This window comes from Streptomyces sp. NPDC059696 (genome assembly GCF_042733745.1).
In the GTDB taxonomy this organism is placed as follows: domain Bacteria; phylum Actinomycetota; class Actinomycetes; order Streptomycetales; family Streptomycetaceae; genus Streptomyces.
The window spans coordinates 61100-78913 of sequence record NZ_JBHWFG010000023.1 but is presented as its reverse complement, the minus strand read 5'-3'; the positions used below and the strand labels follow the sequence as shown (position 1 = coordinate 78913).

Below are 17814 nucleotides of genomic sequence, written 5' to 3'. Positions count from 1 at the left end.
CCCCGTCACCACCACCTGCAACCTCACGCCCCACACCGGCCCCGGCTGCACCACCCCCGCCCTCACAACCCCCGTCAGCGCCACCCCCGTCAGCGCCACCCCCGTCCGCGCGGCCCTCCCCGGCAGCACCCCCACCGGCCGCCTCCACCGCCGCGCGCAGCGCCTGGGCGTCGAACCGTCGCGCGAGCACCTCGCGCACGCCGTCCCGTAGTGCGCGCTGGTCGTCCGTCAGCCGGAAGCGCACGGCGGCTCACCGTCCCCTGGGCAGGCCGAGGATGCGCTCGGCGATGATGTCGTGCTGGATCTGCGAGGTGCCGGCCGCGATGGTGTAGGACAGGGCGGACAGCCGGTCGAGGGTCCACGGGCGGTCCAGGTCCAGGCAGTCGGGCCCCAGGACCGCGGCGGCGGTGTCGTAGAGCTCCTGGCGGGCGTGCGAGTAGCGGAGCTTGAAAACGGAGCCGGAGGCGCCCGGCACTCCGCCCGTCGCCTCCGCCGCGCTGACGTTCCACTGCGTGAGCCGCCACAGTGCCCGGAACTCGGCGTGCAGCACGCCCAGCCGGCGCCGCAGTGCCGGGTCGTCCCACCGGCCGTTCTTGCGGGCCTCGACGGCCAGTTCGGCCAGCACGCGCCGGCAGGCCACGACCTCGCCCGCGAACGCCGTGCCGCGTTCGAAGGACAGCGTCACCATGGTCACGCGCCAGCCGTCGCCCTCGTCCCCGACCCGGTTCGCCACCGGCACCCGCACCTCGTCCAGGAACACCTCGGCGAACTCGGCCGAACCGGCGAGCGTCCGCAGCGGCCGTACGGTGATGCCGGGGGCGTCCATGGGCATCGCCAGCCAGGTGATGCCCCGGTGCCTGGGCGCCGCGGGGTCGGTGCGGACCAGCAGTTCGCACCAGTCGGCGACTTCCGCGTGGGAGGTCCAGATCTTGGAGCCGGTCACCACGTAGGCGTCGCCGTCGCGGCGGGCGCGGGTGCGAAGCGCCGCGAGGTCGGACCCGGCGTCCGGTTCGCTGAAGCCCTGGCACCAGACCTCCTCGCCGCGCAGGATCGGCGGCAGCCAGCGCTCCCGCTGCTCCGGGGTGCCCTCGGCGGCGATGGTCGGACCGGCGTGCAGCAGGCCCACGAAGTTGGCGCCGACGTAGGGTGCGCCCGCCTTCTCGGTCTCCTCCAGGAAGATCAGGCGGGTCGTCGGGGAGGCGTCCCAGTGGACGTCGGCGTACCCGGCGTCGTGGAGCCGGCGCTGCCAGCCGAGGTCGTAGGCGCGTCGCCCAGGCCAGTCGCCGGGGGACGGCTTGGGCGGGAGCGAGGGGAGCACCCCCGCGAGCCACTCCCGCAGCCGGGCCCGGAAGGCGGCCTCCTCGGGTGTGTCCGACAGGTCCATCAGCGGTCGAGGTCCAGGTCGAGCATCCGGATGGCGTTGCCCCGCATCAGCTTGTACACCGTCTCGTCGTCGATGCCCTCGACGTGTTCGAGGGCGACCTCCTTGGTGTGCGGGAAGGTCGAGTCGACGTGCGGGTAGTCGGTCTCGAAGGTGGCGTTGTCGCGGCCCACCACGTCCAGGGACGCCACCCCGTGCCGGTCGCGGAAGAAGCAGCAGAAGATCTGCCGGTAGTAGTACGTGGACGGCGGCTCCGGGACGGTGTCGCGCACCCCGCCCCAGGCGCGGTGCTCCTGCCAGACGTCGTCGGCGCGCTCCAGGGCGTAGGGGATCCAGCCCATCTGGCCCTCGGAGTAGGCCAGTTTGAGGCGCGGGAAGCGGACCAGGACGCCGCTGAAGAGGAAGTCCATCATCGAGGCCATCGCGTTGTTGAAGCTGAGTGAGGCCTGGACGGCGGGCGGGGCGTCCGGGGAGGCGGCGGGCATCTGGGAGCTGCTGCCGATGTGCATGTTGACGACCGTCCCGGTCTCCTGGCAGGCCGCGAAGAACGGGTCCCAGTGGCCGGAGTGGATGGACGGCAGTCCGAGGTGGGTGGGGATCTCGGAGAAGGTCACCGCGCGCACCCCGCGGGCGGCGTTGCGGTGGATCTCCCCCACCGCCAGGCCGACGTCCCACAGCGGGATCAGGCACAGCGGGATGAGCCGCCCGCCGCTGTCGCCGCACCACTCCTCGACCATCCAGTCGTTGTAGGCGCGCACACAGGCGAGGGCGACCTCCTTGTCGTGCGCCTCGGCGAAGGTCTGGCCGCAGAAGCGCGGGAAGGTGGGGAAGCACAGGCTCGCCTCGACGTGGTTGAGGTCCATGTCCTTCAGGCGTTCCTTCGGGTCCCAGCAGCCGGGCCGCATCTCCTCGCGGGTGATGCCCTCCAGGGTCATCGCGTCGCGGTCGAAGCCGACGGCGGCGATGTTGCGCTTGTACGGGAACTTCAGGTCCTCGTAGACCCACCAGTCGGTGGGCGGCCCGTCCGGGTCCATGGTGATGCGGTACGTGGCGCCGACGTAGGCGAGTTCACCGATGCCGGCGGTCACCGCCCGGGGACCGCGCTCGCGGTACTTGGCCGGCAGCCAGGTGTCGAAGAGGTGGGCGGGTTCGATCACGTGGTCGTCGACGCTGATGATGCGGGGCAGTTCGGTCGCCATGGGTGCCCTCCGCCGGACGGTATTTATCTGATGGCTCGTCAGATAGCATCGCACCTGACGACCCGTCAGCCAAGGACCTGCCGAGCAGCAAGGGGGCAGCCGTGAACGACACCCCGCACGCCCTGAGCGCGTCCCGCACGCTGTGGGAGCTGGTCACCCGCCGCGCGACCCTCACCCCCGGCCGCCCGCTCTTCCTCCAGGACGACCGGACGCTGACCTTCGGCGCTCTGCACGCCCGGGCCGAGCGCGTCGCGGCCGGTCTGTACGGCATGGGCGTACGCCCCGGCACGGTGGTCGCCTGGCAGTTGCCCACCCGCATCGAGACGGCCGTGCTGTCCTTCGCCCTGGCCCGGCTCGGCGCCGTGCAGACGCCGGTGATCCCCTTCTACCGGGACCGCGAGGTCGGCTTCGCGCTGCGCGAGTCGAGGGCCGAGTTCTTCGCGGTGCCGGGCACCTGGCGCGGCTTCGACCACGCGGAGATGGCCCGGCGGCTCGGCGCGAAGGGCGTCTTCGAGGCCTACGACGACCTGCCCGACGGCGATCCGTCCCTGCTGCCTCCGCCGCCCGCCGACGGCACCGCCGTGCGCTGGATCTACTGGACGTCCGGCACGACCTCCGACCCCAAGGGCGTGCTGCACACGGACCGTTCGCTGCTCGCGGGCGGTTCCTGCCTGGCGCACGCGCTGCGCCCCTCGGCACGGGACGTGGGCTCGATCGCCTTCCCGTACGCCCACATCGGCGGGCCCGACTACACGGTGATGCTGCTGCTGTACGGCTTCCCGGCGGTGCTGTTCGAGCAGTTCGCGCTGCCGGAGGCGCTGGCGGCGTACCGCGCGCACGGGGTGACCATGGCGGGCGGGTCGACGGCGTTCTACTCGATGTTCCTCGCGGAGCAGCGCAAGCGCCCGGGCGAGCCGGTGGTGCCGTCACTGCGGCTGCTGGCGGGCGGCGGGGCACCCAAGCCACCGGAGCTGTACCACGCCGTGGTGCGCGAGATGGGCGTGCAACTCACCCACGGGTACGGCATGACCGAGGTGCCGATGATCACCATGGGCGCGCCCGACGACGAGCCCGAGCTGCTGGCCACGACCGAGGGACGGCCACCGCAGGGGATGGAGATCCGGATCGTGGACGGGGAGGTGCGGCTGCGCGGGGAGGCCGTGTGCCGCGGCTATCTGGATCCGGGGCAGACTGCGGAGGCCTTCGACGAGGACGGGTTCCTGCGCACCGGCGATCTCGGCCGGCTCACGGACACCGGGCACCTGGTGCTCACCGGCCGGCTGAAGGACGTGATCATCCGCAAGGGCGAGAACATCTCGGCCCAGGAGATCGAGGACCTGCTGCACCGGCATCCGGCGGTCGGGGACGCGGCGGTGATCGGCCTGCCCGACGCGGCGCGCGGCGAGCTGGTGTGCGCGGTGGTGGAACAGCCGCCGGGGGCGGGGGCCTTGACCCTCGCCGACGTCACCGCCTTCCTGCGCGCCGAGGGCCTGTCGGTGCACAAGCTGCCGGAGCGGCTGGAGGTGGTGGACGCCCTTCCGCGGGGCGAGACCCTGCGGAAGGTGCTGAAGTACAAGCTCCGCGAGCGCTACGCGGGCACGTGACCCGCCGCGGGCAGGCCCCCGGGGTCGCGAGGAACGGCGCGAACAACGACCCCCTGGGGGCGCGGGGAACCGCGCGAACAACGACCCCCTGGGGGCGCGGGGAACGGCGCGAACAACCACCGACAGCCCGCAGCTGTCCGCCCGTGAACAACCCCTACGGCGCAGGGGCGCCGGCAAGGGCGCGGTCGCGTGGCCCTACTCGGGCACGGTGAAGTAGCGGGCGAACGCGGGCACGACATCGGCCTCGCCGACCTTGCCGTCGTCGTCCGTGTCGAGCGCGGCGGCGGCCGGTCCGGCGGCGTCCTCGGGGACGCCCAGGCACTTCAGGACGCGTCCGGCCTCCTCGACCGTCGCCGCGCCGTCGCCGTCGGTGTCCGCGACGTCCAGGGCCGCGTGCAGGAAGGGGCGGGCGATCTCGGCGAACCGGTCGGGGTTGTCACGCAGGCGCTTGACCGCGCCGTTGACGAACTCCTCGCGCGTGATGCGCTGGTCGCCGTCGCGGTCCGCTATCCCGGCCATGCCCTGCCAGAACGCCTCGGCACCGCCGTACAGGGCCTGGCCCTTGTCGGACCGGGCCGCCACGGCGAACTCCGTGAGCAGCGCCTTGGCCGCGCCGTAGAAGTCCTCGCGGTCGATGTAGCCGTTGCCGTCCTGGTCGAAGGTGGCGAACCGGGCGGCGATCCTGCGCTCGTACTCGCTGCTGACCATGTCTCTCTCGGGCCGCCTTACGTCGGGTGGGGTACGTCTCGGTCGGAGCGTACGACGGGGGGCGCCGTTCGGGCGCGGGAAAACGTCACTTGTGCCAAGACCGGGGGAATTCCGGGACAACGGCGTGCCGGAACGGCGACATCCGCCGTACCGTGCGTCATCGGGCCGTCACGCGGACAGGGGTTCGCCCTCGTCGCCGAGGGCCGCCTCCACATCGCCGTACACGTCGAACAGCCTGCGGACGCCCAGCGCGCCGAGCACCCGGTTGACGTGGGACCCGTCGGCCGCGCCGCGGGCGGGCAGCACGAGGCGCAGCCGGCCCTGGCACGAGCGGATCAGCCGGCGGGCCGCGATGAGCACGCCGACGCCGCTGGAGTCGCAGAAGAACACCTCGGACAGGTCCAGGACGAGAGCGTGGTGCCCTTCGGCCACCACGTCGTGCACGCGCTGGCGCAGCACCGGTGACGTCACCAGATCCAGCTCGCCCGACACCTGGAGCACGGCCCATTCGCCCTGCTCGCCGCTGGTCACTTTGAAGGTCACCACCACGCCCTTCGATCGCCAAACCGGAAGCAGACCCTACGCTTCCTTGCAGCGCGGCTGCCCAGCGGCGGTTCCCTGAAACGCAACCCGGAAAACGGATCCCCCGCGAAAGAGGCTTGTTTTGTTCGGCTTCGATCCTGTTCGATCCTTATCAGTCGGGCCTGTTCGCGGGTCGGTGGGGTAGGCGCGAGCCCAAAGGCACCCGGTGCGCGCGAGGGCGGCCCCCTACCACCTGCGGCCGGTCAGGGGGCGCACATTGCCACAAAGGGGCGTGCGCGACCGGACGTGCCGACTACATTCGAGGAGACGCCGGACACAGGCTGGACACAGCACGGGCGCGGGACACGAGCAGGGGGTGAGAGGGCCGCATGGCGAAAAAGGACGTACCGCCCCGCTGGGACCGCACGATGCAGCAGCGGCTCGCCCGCGGCGAAGCGGCCGCCCTCGGCGAGCTCTACGACCGGTTCGCCTCCCTCGTGCACGGCCTCGCCCACCGCGTGCTCGGCGACGAGCGCGCCGCCGACGGCATCACCCGTGAGGTCTTCGCCCACGTCTGGGAGCATCCCGACTCCTACGACCCCCGGCAGGGCCCGTTGCGCACCTGGGTCGCGACCCTGACGCACCGGCTCGCGGTGCAGCGGCTGCGCGCCACCGAGACCGCCGCCCTCGCCCGGGACGGCGGCGGCACGGCGGAGGAACTGGAGCGCAGGGTGCGCCGCGCCTCGGTCGCCGCCCGCGCCGACTACATCGTCCAGTCCATGCCGGTCCCGCTGCGCTCGGCCCTGGAGCGGGCCTACTTCCAGCGCCGCGACTACCGCCAGACGGCCACCGACCTCGGCATCACCGAGGACGAGGCCCGCCGCCGCCTCCGGCTCGGCCTGCAACTGCTCTCCACCGCCCATGACACCGAACCACCGGGCGCCCCGCCCGGATACGGGGGTGCGGTGTGAACGGCCCGGACCGCTTCGAGGCGTACGACGGCGACGAGGGGGAGAACGGCCACGAGGAGCAGGCCGACCACCGCGATGAGAACGGCGTCCGGCGCGATGAGAACGGCATCCGGGACGAGGGCGACATGGAGGACGAGGACCGTGTGCGGGACGGGAGCGGCACCCCGCGTGCGAACGGCGCGGGCGCACACGGCACCTCCTTCGGCCCGGGCGGCTCCGGCCGGCCGGACGAGCCGGTGCCGGACGGCTCCGACGGGCAGGGCCGGGTCGAGCCCGGGGGACCCGCGGAACGGGGGCGTCCGCCGCGGATACCCACGCCCCGGGCCTCCGTCGAGGACAGCGGACTGCCGCTGCCCGCGTCGGCGGACCCCGGCGACACCGCACCGCCGCCCGCCCCGCCCGTCTTCGCACACCCCGTGCTGAAGGCCCTGCTGGGCGCCTGGGCGCTGGCCGCGTGCACGGCCGAGGAGGCCATGGCCGTCGAGGAGCACCTCGGCGCGTGCGGCTCCTGCGCCGACGAGGCCCGGCGGCTGCGCGAGGCGGTCGGACTGCTGCAACGCCCCGAGAGCCTCGACCTCGACCCGGGGCTGCGCACCCGCGTCCTGGACACCTGCCTGGAGCGGCGCCCGCCGCGCGTCCCGGTACCGGAGTGGGCCGCCGCGTACGACGCCGAGACCGCGCGCCTGGACGCGCTGCTGCAGGACTTCGGTGACGCCGAGTGGCACGCGCCGGTACGGCTGCGCTGGTTCCGCTCCGACGAGTCGACGAGCCGCCGCACGACCGTCGCCGGGGTCATCGCGCACCTGCTCAGCGTCGACGGACTGGTGGGGGTCGCGCTCGGTCTGGACGACCCGCTGGGCGACACCCCGGCCCGGCGTCCGACACCGGCGGCCCGCACCGAGGCGTTCTGGCACGCCTCCCACTTCCCGCCCACCCGGTCCGTCCGCGCGCCCTGGCGGGAGCAGAGCCACAGCCTCGTGCGCACGGTGTCCTTCACGGGCGGCGCCGCCGAGCGGACGCCGGTGCCGTACGGCGACTTCGAACTGCCGCTGCCCGACGCGATGCTGGACCGCGCCTTCGAGTGCTGGGTGCACGCGGAGGACATCGCCGACGCCGTCGACTACCCCTACGACCCGCCGTCGCCACGCCATCTGCACCGCATGATCGACCTGGCGGCCCGCATGCTGCCGACGGCCCTGGCCGAGCGCCGCCGGGCCGGTCTGGCCGCCCCGGCCCCCCACCGCCACCTGGTCGCCGCCGGCGAACCGGGCCGCAGTCTCCGACTGGAGATCGAGGGCTCCGGCGGCGGCGAGTGGCTGATCCCGCTGGACTCCCCCGCGGCGAAGGGCTCCGCCGAGCACGAGGTGGCCCACGTGGCCCTGGACGGCGTCGAGTTCTGCCGCCTGGCCGCCGGCCACGTCCCTCCCCAGGAAGCGGCCGCGGGCCAAGTGGGAGACAAACAGGCGATCAGAGACGTCCTGTTCGCGGCGGCGTCACTGAGCAGGATGTGAGGTTCTCGGGGGCGCGGGGAACTGCGCGAACAACCCCACACCACCCGCACCCGCCCCCCGAACGGAACGACCCGGGCTCCTAGGCGAAAATCACCGTCCGCCGCCCATTGAGCAGAATCCTCCGCTCGGCATGCCACTTCACGGCCCGGGCCAGCGCCTGGCACTCCACATCCCGCCCGATCGCGACCAGCCCCTCGGGCGTCACGTCATGCCCGACCCGCTCGACCTCCTGCTCGATGATCGGCCCCTCGTCGAGATCGGCCGTCACGTAGTGCGCCGTCGCACCGATCAGCTTCACACCCCGCGCGTGAGCCTGGTGATACGGCTTCGCCCCCTTGAAGCTCGGCAGGAACGAGTGGTGGATGTTGATGATCCGCCCGGACAGCGCCTTGCACAGGTCGTCCGACAGCACCTGCATGTACCGGGCGAGCACCACCAGCTCGACGCCCTCCTCGCGCACGATGTCGAGCAGCCGCCCCTCCGCCTCGGACTTCGTGTCCTTCGTCACCGGAATGTGGTGGAAGGGGATGTTGTACGAGCCCACCAGCTCGGCGAAGTCCGTATGGTTCGACACCACTCCGGCGATCTCCACCGGCAGCGCCCCGGTCCGCGCCCGGAACAGCAGGTCGTTCAGGCAGTGCCCGAACTTGCTGACCATCAGCAGGATGCGCATCTTCTGGTCGCCCCGGTTGATCTGCCACTCCATCTGGAAGGAGTCACCGATCGCCGCGAAGCTCGCCCGCAGCTTCTCCACGGTCACCGGGGCGTCCGCCGAGAAGTGCACCCGCATGAAGAACAGTCCCGTGTCGTGGTCGCCGAACTGCTGACTGTCCTCGATGTTGCAACCGGTCATGAACAGGTAGCTCGACACGGCGTGCACGATGCCCTTGCGGTCAGGGCAGGAAAGGGTGAGGACGTACTGGTCGGCCGGGACCGCGGCGCTGGTGGACTGCTCGTTCATGCAGGACAGGTTCCCACAAGGACCGACAGCACCGGCAATCGTCCCGCAGGGCGGACCTCGCCGGGGAGAACCGCTAGGCGGACCTCGTCATGAGCCGCAGCACGTCCAGGCTGCGCGGCGCCGCGTCCGGCTCCTCGCCGTCGCTCGCGGCGAGCCGCACGTGCGCGTCCCGGGCCGCCTGGACCGCCTCCGGCCACGCCTCGTGCTCCAGGTACGCGGCGACCGGTGCGTCGGGGCCGACCTGGTGCATGATCCGCAGCACCCGCAGCACCGCCGTGTCGACGAGGGCCGCCTCCTGCGGGTCCCGGAAGATCGTGCCGACGTACTTCTCGGCGGACCAGTGGTCCAGCCAGGTGTCCTCGACCAGCCGGTACACCGCGTCGGTCACGTCGCCGTAGCCGTCCACACCGGCCAGCCAGACGTCCCGCTGGAACCCGGGATCGGAGAGCATGTGCAGCGCCGAGCGCACGTTGCTGCGCCAGCGCCACCACGGCATGTCGTTGACAGGCATGCCGCCCATGGTGGAGGAGCGACGGCCACGACGGGAAGAGTTCTCCGAAGCTTGCACGGTCATCGATCGTACGTTCCCCTCCATGTCGTTCCCGCAGGCCCCCGTAATTCACCCGCGCGTCACTCATTGTTGACCAGAGATGACGCATGGGTTAGTCGTGTGGCGGAATCGTGCGTAAGCATGACCGGCAGGCGACGCACCCGCAGCACCATCCTCCCCGGCCTCCTCACCCGACACGCCAGAGGCGCCGTCCTCACCGCGGGCACGGCGGTCGCGTGCGCGTCGCTCCTCGCCGGATGCGGGGTCGTCCCCGGCACCACGGGGGGAGTCGGGGACGACGACACCGTCACCGTCATGACCTGGGCCCCGCAGGACACCAAGGCCACCAACAAGCCCGGCATGCCCGCCTTCGCCCGCGCCTACGCCCGCTGGATCAACGCCAACGGCGGCATCAACGGCCGCAAGCTCACCGTGCTGACCTGCAACGACCACAACGACAGCGTGGCCGCCGCGAAGTGCGCCCGGCGCGCCGTCAAGGAGAACGTGGCCGCGGTCGTCGGCTCCTACAGCCAGTACGCGGACTCCTTCTTCCCCTCGCTGGAGGGCGCGGGCATCCCCTACATCGGCGGCTACGGCATCACCAACGCCGAGTTCACCAGCCCCCTGTCCTACCCCGTCAACGGCGGGCAGCCCGCGCTGCTCGCCGGTCTGGGCAGCGCCCTCGCCGACTGCGGACCCGTCACGCTGATCCGGCCCGACACCATCGCGGGCGACCAGCTGCCCCCGCTGCTCGACTCCGGTCTGAAAGCGGGCGGGCACCGGGCCTCGACCGACCAGCGCGCGGCGGAGGACGCCACCGAGTACGACGGACAGGCCGGCCGGGCCCTGCGCACGACCACCGCCGGCGCGACCGACGACGGGTGCGTGGTGCCCGCGCTGGGGGACCGCAACGGCACCTTCATGGACTCGTTCCGGCGGGCTCGCGAGGACTACCCCGAGGTGCGGACGGCCACCGTGCTGGGCAGCGTCGACCAGACGGTGATCGACGCGACCGGCGGGGCGTCGGGGCCCTACGAGGGCTCGTACATCACCGGCTGGTACCCGGTGGCGACCGATCCGCGCTGGGACGGGATGAAGCGGGTGATCCGCGAGCAGGCCTTCGGCGACAACCGCATCGACCCCGCGGACGCCGGAGTGCAGACCACGTGGATCGCCTACACGGTGTTCCGGCAGGTCGTCGAGTCGCTCGGTGACGGTGAGGTGAGTGCCGACACGGTGGCCGAGGCCCTGGACGACGGTCTGGAGGTCGAGACGGGCGGGCTCACCCCGACGCTGCGGTGGCGCTTCCAGGACAAGCTCGCGGGGGTGGGCTTCCCCCGCCTGGTCAACGCGAACGTGACTCTTCAGGTGGTGCGGGACGGGCGGCTCGTCGCGGCCCGCAAGGGCTTCGTCGACACGACGAGGACACTGGAGAACGCCGACGTGAACTACTGAGCGTCCCCGCCCGGTGGTTCACGCCGGGCGGACCGCCCCGTCACAGCTGCGTCGGCTGGCGCTCGGTCAGGCCGTACTTCCTGGCGATGCCGTTCCACAGCCCGGCCGCCTTGGCCTTCTCCGTGCTGGCGATGCCGCTGGCCCGGTTGCCCGCCTGGGTCTGGCCCGTGGCGCGGGCCTGGCCCTTCTTGCAGCCCTTCTTGCCGGCCGTCTGGTCGGCCCAGGCCGCGTAGTGGTTGTCGGCCGACGCGGAGGCCTGCCAGGCCTTGGTGAGGGCGGTGGTCAGCGCGGCGTGGTCGGGCAGCTTGTCGACCTCGATGCCGGAGAGCCGGGTCACCAGCGAGGTGCGCTGCTTGGCCGCGTCACGCAGGTCCTTGGCGGCCCCGGGGAGGTCGTCGCAGCGCTTGACGTCGGCGACCGCGTTGATCACCGTGCTGCGGCTGTTGCCGCTGTCGGCGAGCAGCTTGTCCAGCTCGACCGCCTGGGCCCGGGCCGGGTCGGCCGACGGCGAGGCGGAGTCGTCCGACGCGGGCGCGGACGCGGCCACGGTCTTGTTGTCGTCGCCGTCGTCGTCACCGCCGCCCCCGCCTCCGGCGAGCAGCGCGCCCGCGCCGACACCGAGGACGGCGATGCCGATGCCGACGGCGGCGATGACGGGGACGCGCGATCCGGTGCGGCCCCCGCGCGAGCGGCCTCCGGCGGGCGGGGCGTGGGACGGCTGGGGAGCGCCGTAGGGGGCCTGCGGCGGGGACTGCGGCTGCTCGATGCGCGGCATCTGCTGCGTGGCCCCGGCGGGGCTCTCGCCGCCCCGGTCGTCGCGGAAGAGGTTCTCGAAGCCGGCGGGCGGCTGCTTGTCGCCGCCGGGCACCGGTGGGATGTACTGCGTCGCCTCGGCGTCCGGATGCGAGGCCGGCGGCAGCGGCCCCGCGCCGGCCCGGGGCCCGGTGCCGAGGAACCGCGTCGCCTCCGGGTCCTCCCCGGTGGGCATCTCGGGCGGCAGCGCCCCCGGGGCCACCGGGGGTATGTACTGGGTCGCCCCCTCGTCGGCGGCCGGAGCGACGGGCGGCAGATACTGCGTGGCCGCGGCGGCGTCGCCCGCGACGGGCGGTATGTACCGGGTCGCGCCCTCGTCCGCGGGCGCGGGCAGAGGCCCGCCCCCTGCCGGGGCCCCGTACGCCCCGGAGGCCGGCGGCAGGCCACCCCCGTAGGCATCGGCACCCGACTGCTGCGGGGCACTCCCGTAGGCGTCGCCGCCCTGCTGCTGAGGGGCACTCCCGTACGCGTCGCCGCCCTGCTGCTGGGCACCCCCATAGGCGCCGGTGCCCTGCTGCTGCGGGGCACCCCCGTACGCGTCACCGCCCTGCTGCGGGGCACCCCCGTACGCGTCACCGCCCTGCTGCTGGGCGCCCCCGTATCCGCCGGTGCCCTGCTGCGGTGCGCCCTGGTAGGCGTCCGCGCCCTGCTGCTGCGCGGCTCCCGCGCCCGGGGTTCCGTACGAGGCGTAACCGTCCGGGCCCGGGGCCTGGCCGCCCTCCGGGGGGAGGGCGCCCGGGGCCTGGGCGTCCCACGCGGGCTGCTCCGGCGTACCCCACTGCTGGGGCGGGGACTGCCAGCCCTGGCCCGGCGGCGGGGGCGGGGTCTGCTGCTGGTCGGGGCCCCACGGCAGGCCCCAGGTCTGGCCCTCCGCGGGGGCCGACGCCTGCGGCTCGCCCGCCGAGGGCGGGGCGGGCCGGCGGCCGGGAGCGTCGGCGGGTCCGCCCGTCATGCCCGGCAGCAGGGGTTCGCCACCGTCCGAGGGCAGCACGATGCCTTCGCGCGCGGGGCGCGCCGAGGGCTCCTCGCCCTGTCCACTCTGCGTCACCGGGACTCCTACTAATGGGGGACCTTGTGAATCGTCGGGTCACGCTACCGGGTCCCCGGAGCCCCGTGCCACGCAGCACAGGGCCCGACCGCTCGCCCTGTGAGCGCGGTAACACCGGCGGCTCACGGCATGTCGCCCACGTCACCTCCCTCGCACCCGGCGGCCGTTTCCCTGACGTTCACGCATGCGCGGACCCTGTGTTCACGCCGCCGCCTGCACGTCGAGCCGCGCCCCGAACTCCCGCACCACCGCCTCGTCCCGGTACGGCTCCAGCCGCTGCTGGAAGTCCTCCAGGTACTCGGCGCCCCGGTTCGAGCGCAGCCCCTCCAGCAACTCCACGGCCTTCATGCCGGTGTTGCACGCCTCCTCGATCTCACGCTGCTGCACCTGTGCCGTGGCGAGCAGCACATAGCCGATGGCCCGGCGGCGCGCCCGTGTGCGGGGGTGCCCGGCCAGCGACTCCTGCGCGCACCGGGCCGCCGCGTCGGCCTGACCGAGGTCCCGGTGGCAGTGGGCCAACTCGTCGGCCAGATAGGCCTCGTCGAAGTGCGCGATCCACACCGGGTCGTCACCGGCGGCCGGGTCGGCCGCCTCCAGGGCGCTCACCGCGCGCCCCGCCGAGGAATGCGCGGCGCGCACGTCGCCCATGAGGGCGTGCCCGCGCGCCTCCGCCGCGAGGAACATCGACTCCGCCCGCGGCGACACGCGCCCGCGCGCCCCCTCCTGCGCCGCCCGCGCCAACTGCGCGATCTCCCGCGGGTTTCCGAGCTGCGCGGCGAGATGGCTCATGGACGCCGCGAGGACGTACCCGCCGTAGCCGCGGTCCCCGGCGGCCTGCGCCAGCCGCAGCGCCTGGATGTAGTAGCGCTGGGCCAGGCCGGGCTGCCCGGTGTCGACGGCCATGTACCCGGCGAGCTCCGTCAGCCGGGCCACGGCGGCGAACAGGTCCCGCCCGACCGCCTCCCGGTACGACCCCGCCAGCAGTCCCGAGACCACGCTGTTGAGGTAGTGCACGACCACCGGCCGCACATGCCCGCTGCCGTACTGGTGGTCGAGGTCCACCAGCGCCTGCGTCATGGCCTGCACGGCCTGTACGTCGGACTGCCCGACCCGCGGCCCGGCCGAGCGCGACACCTGCGCGTCGGGCGCGGAGATCAGCCAGTCCCGGCTGGGCTCGACCAGCGCCGACGAGGCGACGGAGGAGCCGGACAGGAAGTCCCGCCGCCCCACGTCGCTGCGCCACAGCTCGCAGACCTGCTCGATGGCGCCCAGTACCGTCGGCGAGAACTGGAGGCCCACGCCCGAGGCGAGGTTCTTGCCGTTGGCCATCCCGATCTCGTCGATCGTGACCGTGCGGCCGAGCTTGCGGCCCAGGGCCTCGGCGATGATCGCCGGTGCGCGGCCCCGCGGCTGCTGTCCGCGCAGCCAGCGCGCCACCGACGTCTTGTCGTAGCGCAGGTCGAGGCCGTGCTCGGCTCCGCACATGTTGACCCGGCGGGCCAGGCCCGCGTTGGAGCATCCGGCTTCCTGGATGAGCGCCTGGAGCCGTTCGTTCGGCTGCCGGGCGACGAGCGGCCTTGCGGCCATGGCGTACCCCCTGAGGCTGCGGTGCCTGCCCACGCACCGAGTTGACGTGTCTTCCGCGGCCGAACCCCTCACGTCCCGGCGAAAAGATCCGGCCGTGAAGATCAATGCCCCGCCGACCAGGCGAAAATGCGAGGCATGTGAGGAATGCCGGGGTAACGGCTGGTGCCGGCCCCACTCGTGGCTACCCAGCCCCGGCCACCGTTCCTCCTGCGCGCCCCCGCACATGCACCCATGCGCCCCGGGAACAGGGGCGATGCTCTCCCCCGCGCACGCGGGCGGGCGTAACCCCTGGTGACGACCAGAGTTGTGTTCATCGTGGAAGAGACGATCGCCGGCACCGAAGCCGCTCAGATCCCGAAGCAGCGCGGGGAATCGCTGCTGGAGACCGCCGTCCGCTACGCCGAGGAGCGCCACTGGGACGTGTTCCCCGGCACCTGGCTGGAAGCCGTCGACGGCAGCCAGCGCTGCTCCTGCGGTGACGCGGCGTGTCCGGCGCCCGGGTCGCACCCGGCGCGTCCGGACTGGGCGACGCAGGCGACGGGCAGTGCGACGGTCGCGCGGCGCATGTGGCAGAAGCAGCCGACGGCGTCGATCCTGCTGCCGACAGGGCGGACGTTCGACGCGATCTCCGTGCCGGAGACGGCCGGGTTCCTGGCGCTGGCGCGGATGGAGCGGATGGAGCTGACGCTCGGGCCGGTGACGCTCACACCGGACCGGCGGATGGAGTTCTTCGTGCTGCCGGGGGCCGGGGTGAAGGTGCCCGACCTGGTGCGGAAGCTGGGGTGGTCGGTGTCGTCGCTGGATCTGACGGTGCTGGGTGAGGGGGCGTACGTGGCCGCGCCGCCCACGCGGTTCGGGTCCCGCGGGGCCGTGCAGTGGGCCTGCCGGCCGACCCCGGCGAATCGGTGGCTGCCGGACGCGGAGGAGTTGATCTCGCCGTTGGCCTATGCGTGCGGCAGGGATCGGTAGGCGCCCATTCGTCTGCCCCTTCGCGTTGTGTGGCGACTGCGGGCCGTCCGTGGTTGATCACGCCCACGCGGCGGAGCCGCATAGCGGGTACAGCCCCGCACCCCCGAGGCATCACCGAAACCGTAGGGTGCACGGTGACGGAGGGAGGCGCGGTGGGATCCAGCGCTGTGCGTGTGCGGGGGCTCTGGAAGCGGTTCGGGCAGCAGGTCGCTGTTGCCGGGGTCGATCTCGAGTTGCCCGCGGGCAAGTTCATCGGGCTCGTCGGGCCGAACGGGGCCGGGAAGACCACCACCTTGTCGATGGTGACCGGGCTGCTGCGCCCCGACCAGGGGACCGTCGAGGTGGTCGGGCACGACGTGTGGCGGGACCCCGTCGAGGTGAAGGCCCGGATCGGGGTGCTGCCGGAGGGGCTGCGGCTGTTCGAGCGGCTGTCGGGGCGGGAACTGCTGGCCTACAACGGGCGGTTGCGCGGACTGCCCGGTGCCGAGGTCGACAAGCGGGCCACCCAGCTGCTGGACGTCCTCGACCTGGCCGGGGCCCAGCACAAGCTGGTCGTCGACTACTCGACCGGCATGCGCAAGAAGATCGGGCTCGCCACCGCGCTCCTCCACAATCCCGAAGTTCTCTTCCTGGACGAGCCGTTCGAGGGCGTCGACCCGGTCTCCGCGCAGACCATCCGGGGCGTCCTGGAGCGGTACACCGCCTCGGGCGCCACGGTCGTGTTCTCTTCCCACGTCATGGAGCTCGTCGAGTCGCTGTGCGACTGGGTCGCGGTGATGGCCGCGGGGCGGATCCGCGCCACCGGCACCCTTGCCGAGGTGCGCGGGGACGCGCCCTCGCTGCAGCGGGCGTTCCTCGAACTCGTCGGCGCGCAGAGCCGGGACGCCGGCTCCGACCTCGACTGGCTGGGCGGAGGGGCGCGGTGAGCACCCCCGCGCTCACCCCCGTCTTCGTCCGGCTGAAGCTGTCGCTGCTGCGCAACGGGCTGCGGCAGTCCGGCGGGCGCAAGGCCGCGTACATCACCTCGGCCGTCTTCGCGCTGCTGTTCGCCGCGCTCCAGCTGATCGGGCTGATCGCGCTGCGCGGGCACGCGCACGCCGAGTCGGTGGTGGTGCTCGCCGTGGCGGTGCTGGGGCTCGGGTGGGCGGTGATGCCGCTGTTCTTCCCCAGCGGTGACGAGACCCTCGACCCGACCCGGCTGGTGATGCTGCCGCTGCGGCCCCGGCCGCTGGTCCGGGCGCTGCTGACGGCTTCGCTGGTGGGCATCGGGCCGTTGTTCACGCTGTGCCTGCTGGCCGGTTCCGTGATCGCGGTGGCGCGGGGCGGGGCCGCGTTCGTGGTGGGCGTGGTGGCCGTGGCGCTGGCCCTGCTGGTGTGCGTGGCCCTCGCGCGGGCCGTCGCCGCCGCCAACGTACGGCTGCTGACCAGCCGCAAGGGGCGGGACCTGGCGGTGCTCAGCGGGCTCGTGATCGCGATCGGGGCGCAGGTCGTCAACTTCGGCGCCCAGCGGCTCGGGCAGTCGGGGCTGGGTGAACTCGACGCGCCGGCACACGTCCTGCAGTGGGTGCCGCCGGCGTCCGCGGTCGGGGCCGTGCACGCGGTGTCCGAGGGCCGTTACGGGCTCGCCGTCGCGCAGCTGGCGCTGACCGCCGGTGCGCTGGTGGCGCTGCTCGCCCTCTGGTCGCGGCATCTGACCCGGCTGATGACCTCGCCCGACGGGTCGACCCTGCCGAGCGCGGAGTCGGCCGCCAAGGAGCGGTCGTCGACCGGGCTGGGACGGCTGCTGCCCGCGGGCCGCACGGGCACGGTCATGGAGCGCAGCCTGCGGTACGTGTGGCGCGACCCCAAGACCAAGGCCGCCTGGGTGACCTCGCTGGCCATCGGGCTGATCGTGCCGGTGTTCAACGCCTGGCAGGGCACCGGGTCGGTGTACTTCGCGTGTTTCGCCGCCGGGATGCTCGGCATCCAGATGTACAACCAGTTCGGGCAGGACACCTCGGCCTTCTGGATGGTCGCGATGACGATCTCCTCGTCCCGGGACGCCTACGTCGAGCTGCGGGCCCGGGCGTACGCCCTGCTGCTGATCACTCTGCCGTACGCCACGCTCGTGACGGTGGTGACGACGGCCGTGCTGGGCGACTGGCGGCGGCTGCCGGAGGCGCTGGGGCTGTCCTTCGCGCTGCTCGGCGCGATGCTCGCGACCGGGGCGTGGACCTCCGCCCGCTTCCCCTACTCCATCCCGCAGGAGGGCTACAAGAACGTCGCCCCCGGCCAGACCGGGCTCGCCTGGATCTCCATCTTCGGCGGGATGATGTCGGCGGCGCTGCTGTGCGCGCCCGTCATCGCGCTCACGATCTGGCTGAACGTGAGCGCCGACGGCGGCGACCGGGCGTGGCTGCTGTTGCCGGTGGGCACGGCGTACGGGGCGGCGCTCACGGCGGCGGGGCTGAAACTGGCCGCTCCGCAAACGGCCCGGCGGCTGCCGGAGATCCTGGCGGCGGTCAGCAAGGGGTGACCCCGCCGACCGGTGCGCGG

General features: G+C 73.2%; 15 protein-coding genes. 7 read left to right on the top strand and 8 right to left on the bottom strand.

The window, feature by feature from the left end; genetic code table 11:
- Positions 1–250 precede the first annotated feature (250 nt).
- Both ACFV20_RS24365 and ACFV20_RS24360 read right to left on the bottom strand, forming a co-directional pair.
- Positions 251–1384: an acyl-CoA dehydrogenase family protein gene (locus tag ACFV20_RS24365; protein WP_385659665.1), complete on the bottom strand. Its 1134-nt coding sequence runs from the start codon at positions 1382–1384 to the stop codon at positions 251–253.
- Entirely contained in the window at positions 1384–2580 is a 1197-nt protein-coding gene (locus tag ACFV20_RS24360) for an amidohydrolase family protein (protein ID WP_385659663.1), read from the bottom strand. Before ACFV20_RS24360 ends, ACFV20_RS24365 begins: the two co-directional genes overlap by 1 nt.
- 101 nt (positions 2581–2681) lie before the next feature.
- Here ACFV20_RS24360 and ACFV20_RS24355 point away from each other — a divergent pair, with 101 nt between their 5' ends.
- Positions 2682–4184, top strand: a complete 1503-nt coding sequence (locus ACFV20_RS24355; RefSeq protein ID WP_385659662.1) for a class I adenylate-forming enzyme family protein — start codon at positions 2682–2684, stop codon at positions 4182–4184.
- A 195-nt stretch (positions 4185–4379) separates the two neighbouring features.
- Here ACFV20_RS24355 and ACFV20_RS24350 read toward each other — a convergent pair whose 3' ends face one another.
- Both ACFV20_RS24350 and ACFV20_RS24345 read right to left on the bottom strand, forming a co-directional pair.
- Positions 4380–4892: an EF-hand domain-containing protein gene (locus tag ACFV20_RS24350; RefSeq protein ID WP_385659661.1), complete on the bottom strand. Its 513-nt coding sequence runs from the start codon at positions 4890–4892 to the stop codon at positions 4380–4382.
- A 168-nt stretch (positions 4893–5060) separates the two neighbouring features.
- Positions 5061–5441, bottom strand: a complete 381-nt coding sequence (locus ACFV20_RS24345; RefSeq protein WP_385659659.1) for an STAS domain-containing protein — start codon at positions 5439–5441, stop codon at positions 5061–5063.
- Between the two features lie 362 nt (positions 5442–5803).
- Between ACFV20_RS24345 and ACFV20_RS24340 the strand changes: the two genes are divergently transcribed.
- Both ACFV20_RS24340 and ACFV20_RS24335 read left to right on the top strand, forming a co-directional pair.
- The gene (locus tag ACFV20_RS24340) at positions 5804–6385 is read left to right on the top strand and encodes a sigma-70 family RNA polymerase sigma factor (protein WP_385659658.1); all 582 of its coding nucleotides are present in this window, start codon (positions 5804–5806) and stop codon (positions 6383–6385) included.
- Between the two features lie 125 nt (positions 6386–6510).
- Entirely contained in the window at positions 6511–7896 is a 1386-nt protein-coding gene (locus ACFV20_RS24335; protein ID WP_385659741.1) for a zf-HC2 domain-containing protein, read from the top strand.
- Positions 7897–7975: 79 nt separating this feature from the next.
- Here the strand turns inward: ACFV20_RS24335 and purU are convergent, their stop codons facing one another.
- Together purU and ACFV20_RS24325 are read right to left on the bottom strand one after the other, a co-directional pair.
- On the bottom strand, positions 7976–8857 hold the full coding sequence (purU, locus tag ACFV20_RS24330) for a formyltetrahydrofolate deformylase (RefSeq protein WP_385659656.1): 882 nt from the start codon (positions 8855–8857) through the stop codon (positions 7976–7978).
- Positions 8858–8930: 73 nt separating this feature from the next.
- On the bottom strand, positions 8931–9431 hold the full coding sequence (locus tag ACFV20_RS24325) for a hypothetical protein (protein ID WP_385659654.1): 501 nt from the start codon (positions 9429–9431) through the stop codon (positions 8931–8933).
- Between the two features lie 117 nt (positions 9432–9548).
- Between ACFV20_RS24325 and ACFV20_RS24320 the strand changes: the two genes are divergently transcribed.
- Positions 9549–10862 (top strand): ABC transporter substrate-binding protein, encoded by a 1314-nt coding sequence (locus ACFV20_RS24320; RefSeq protein WP_385659652.1) that lies wholly within the window; start codon positions 9549–9551, stop codon positions 10860–10862.
- Positions 10863–10902: 40 nt separating this feature from the next.
- Here ACFV20_RS24320 and ACFV20_RS24315 read toward each other — a convergent pair whose 3' ends face one another.
- Positions 10903–12723: a hypothetical protein gene (locus ACFV20_RS24315; protein ID WP_385659650.1), complete on the bottom strand. Its 1821-nt coding sequence runs from the start codon at positions 12721–12723 to the stop codon at positions 10903–10905.
- Positions 12724–12924: 201 nt separating this feature from the next.
- On the bottom strand, positions 12925–14310 hold the full coding sequence (locus ACFV20_RS24310; RefSeq protein WP_385659648.1) for a transcriptional regulator: 1386 nt from the start codon (positions 14308–14310) through the stop codon (positions 12925–12927).
- Positions 14311–14616: 306 nt separating this feature from the next.
- Here ACFV20_RS24310 and ACFV20_RS24305 point away from each other — a divergent pair, with 306 nt between their 5' ends.
- The 3 genes from ACFV20_RS24305 to ACFV20_RS24295 all read left to right on the top strand — a co-directional run bounded on the left by ACFV20_RS24305 (position 14617) and on the right by ACFV20_RS24295 (position 17794).
- Complete coding sequence (locus tag ACFV20_RS24305; RefSeq protein WP_097217294.1) at positions 14617–15279, top strand: bifunctional DNA primase/polymerase; 663 nt, start codon at positions 14617–14619, stop codon at positions 15277–15279.
- Between the two features lie 134 nt (positions 15280–15413).
- Positions 15414–16205 carry an ABC transporter ATP-binding protein gene (locus ACFV20_RS24300; RefSeq protein ID WP_385659647.1) on the top strand — a complete coding sequence of 264 codons (792 nt, stop codon included), beginning with the start codon at positions 15414–15416 and terminating at the stop codon, positions 16203–16205.
- On the top strand, positions 16202–17794 hold the full coding sequence (locus ACFV20_RS24295; RefSeq protein ID WP_385659645.1) for a transporter: 1593 nt from the start codon (positions 16202–16204) through the stop codon (positions 17792–17794). The genes ACFV20_RS24300 and ACFV20_RS24295 overlap by 4 nt, the downstream gene beginning before the upstream one ends.
- Positions 17795–17814 lie beyond the last annotated feature (20 nt).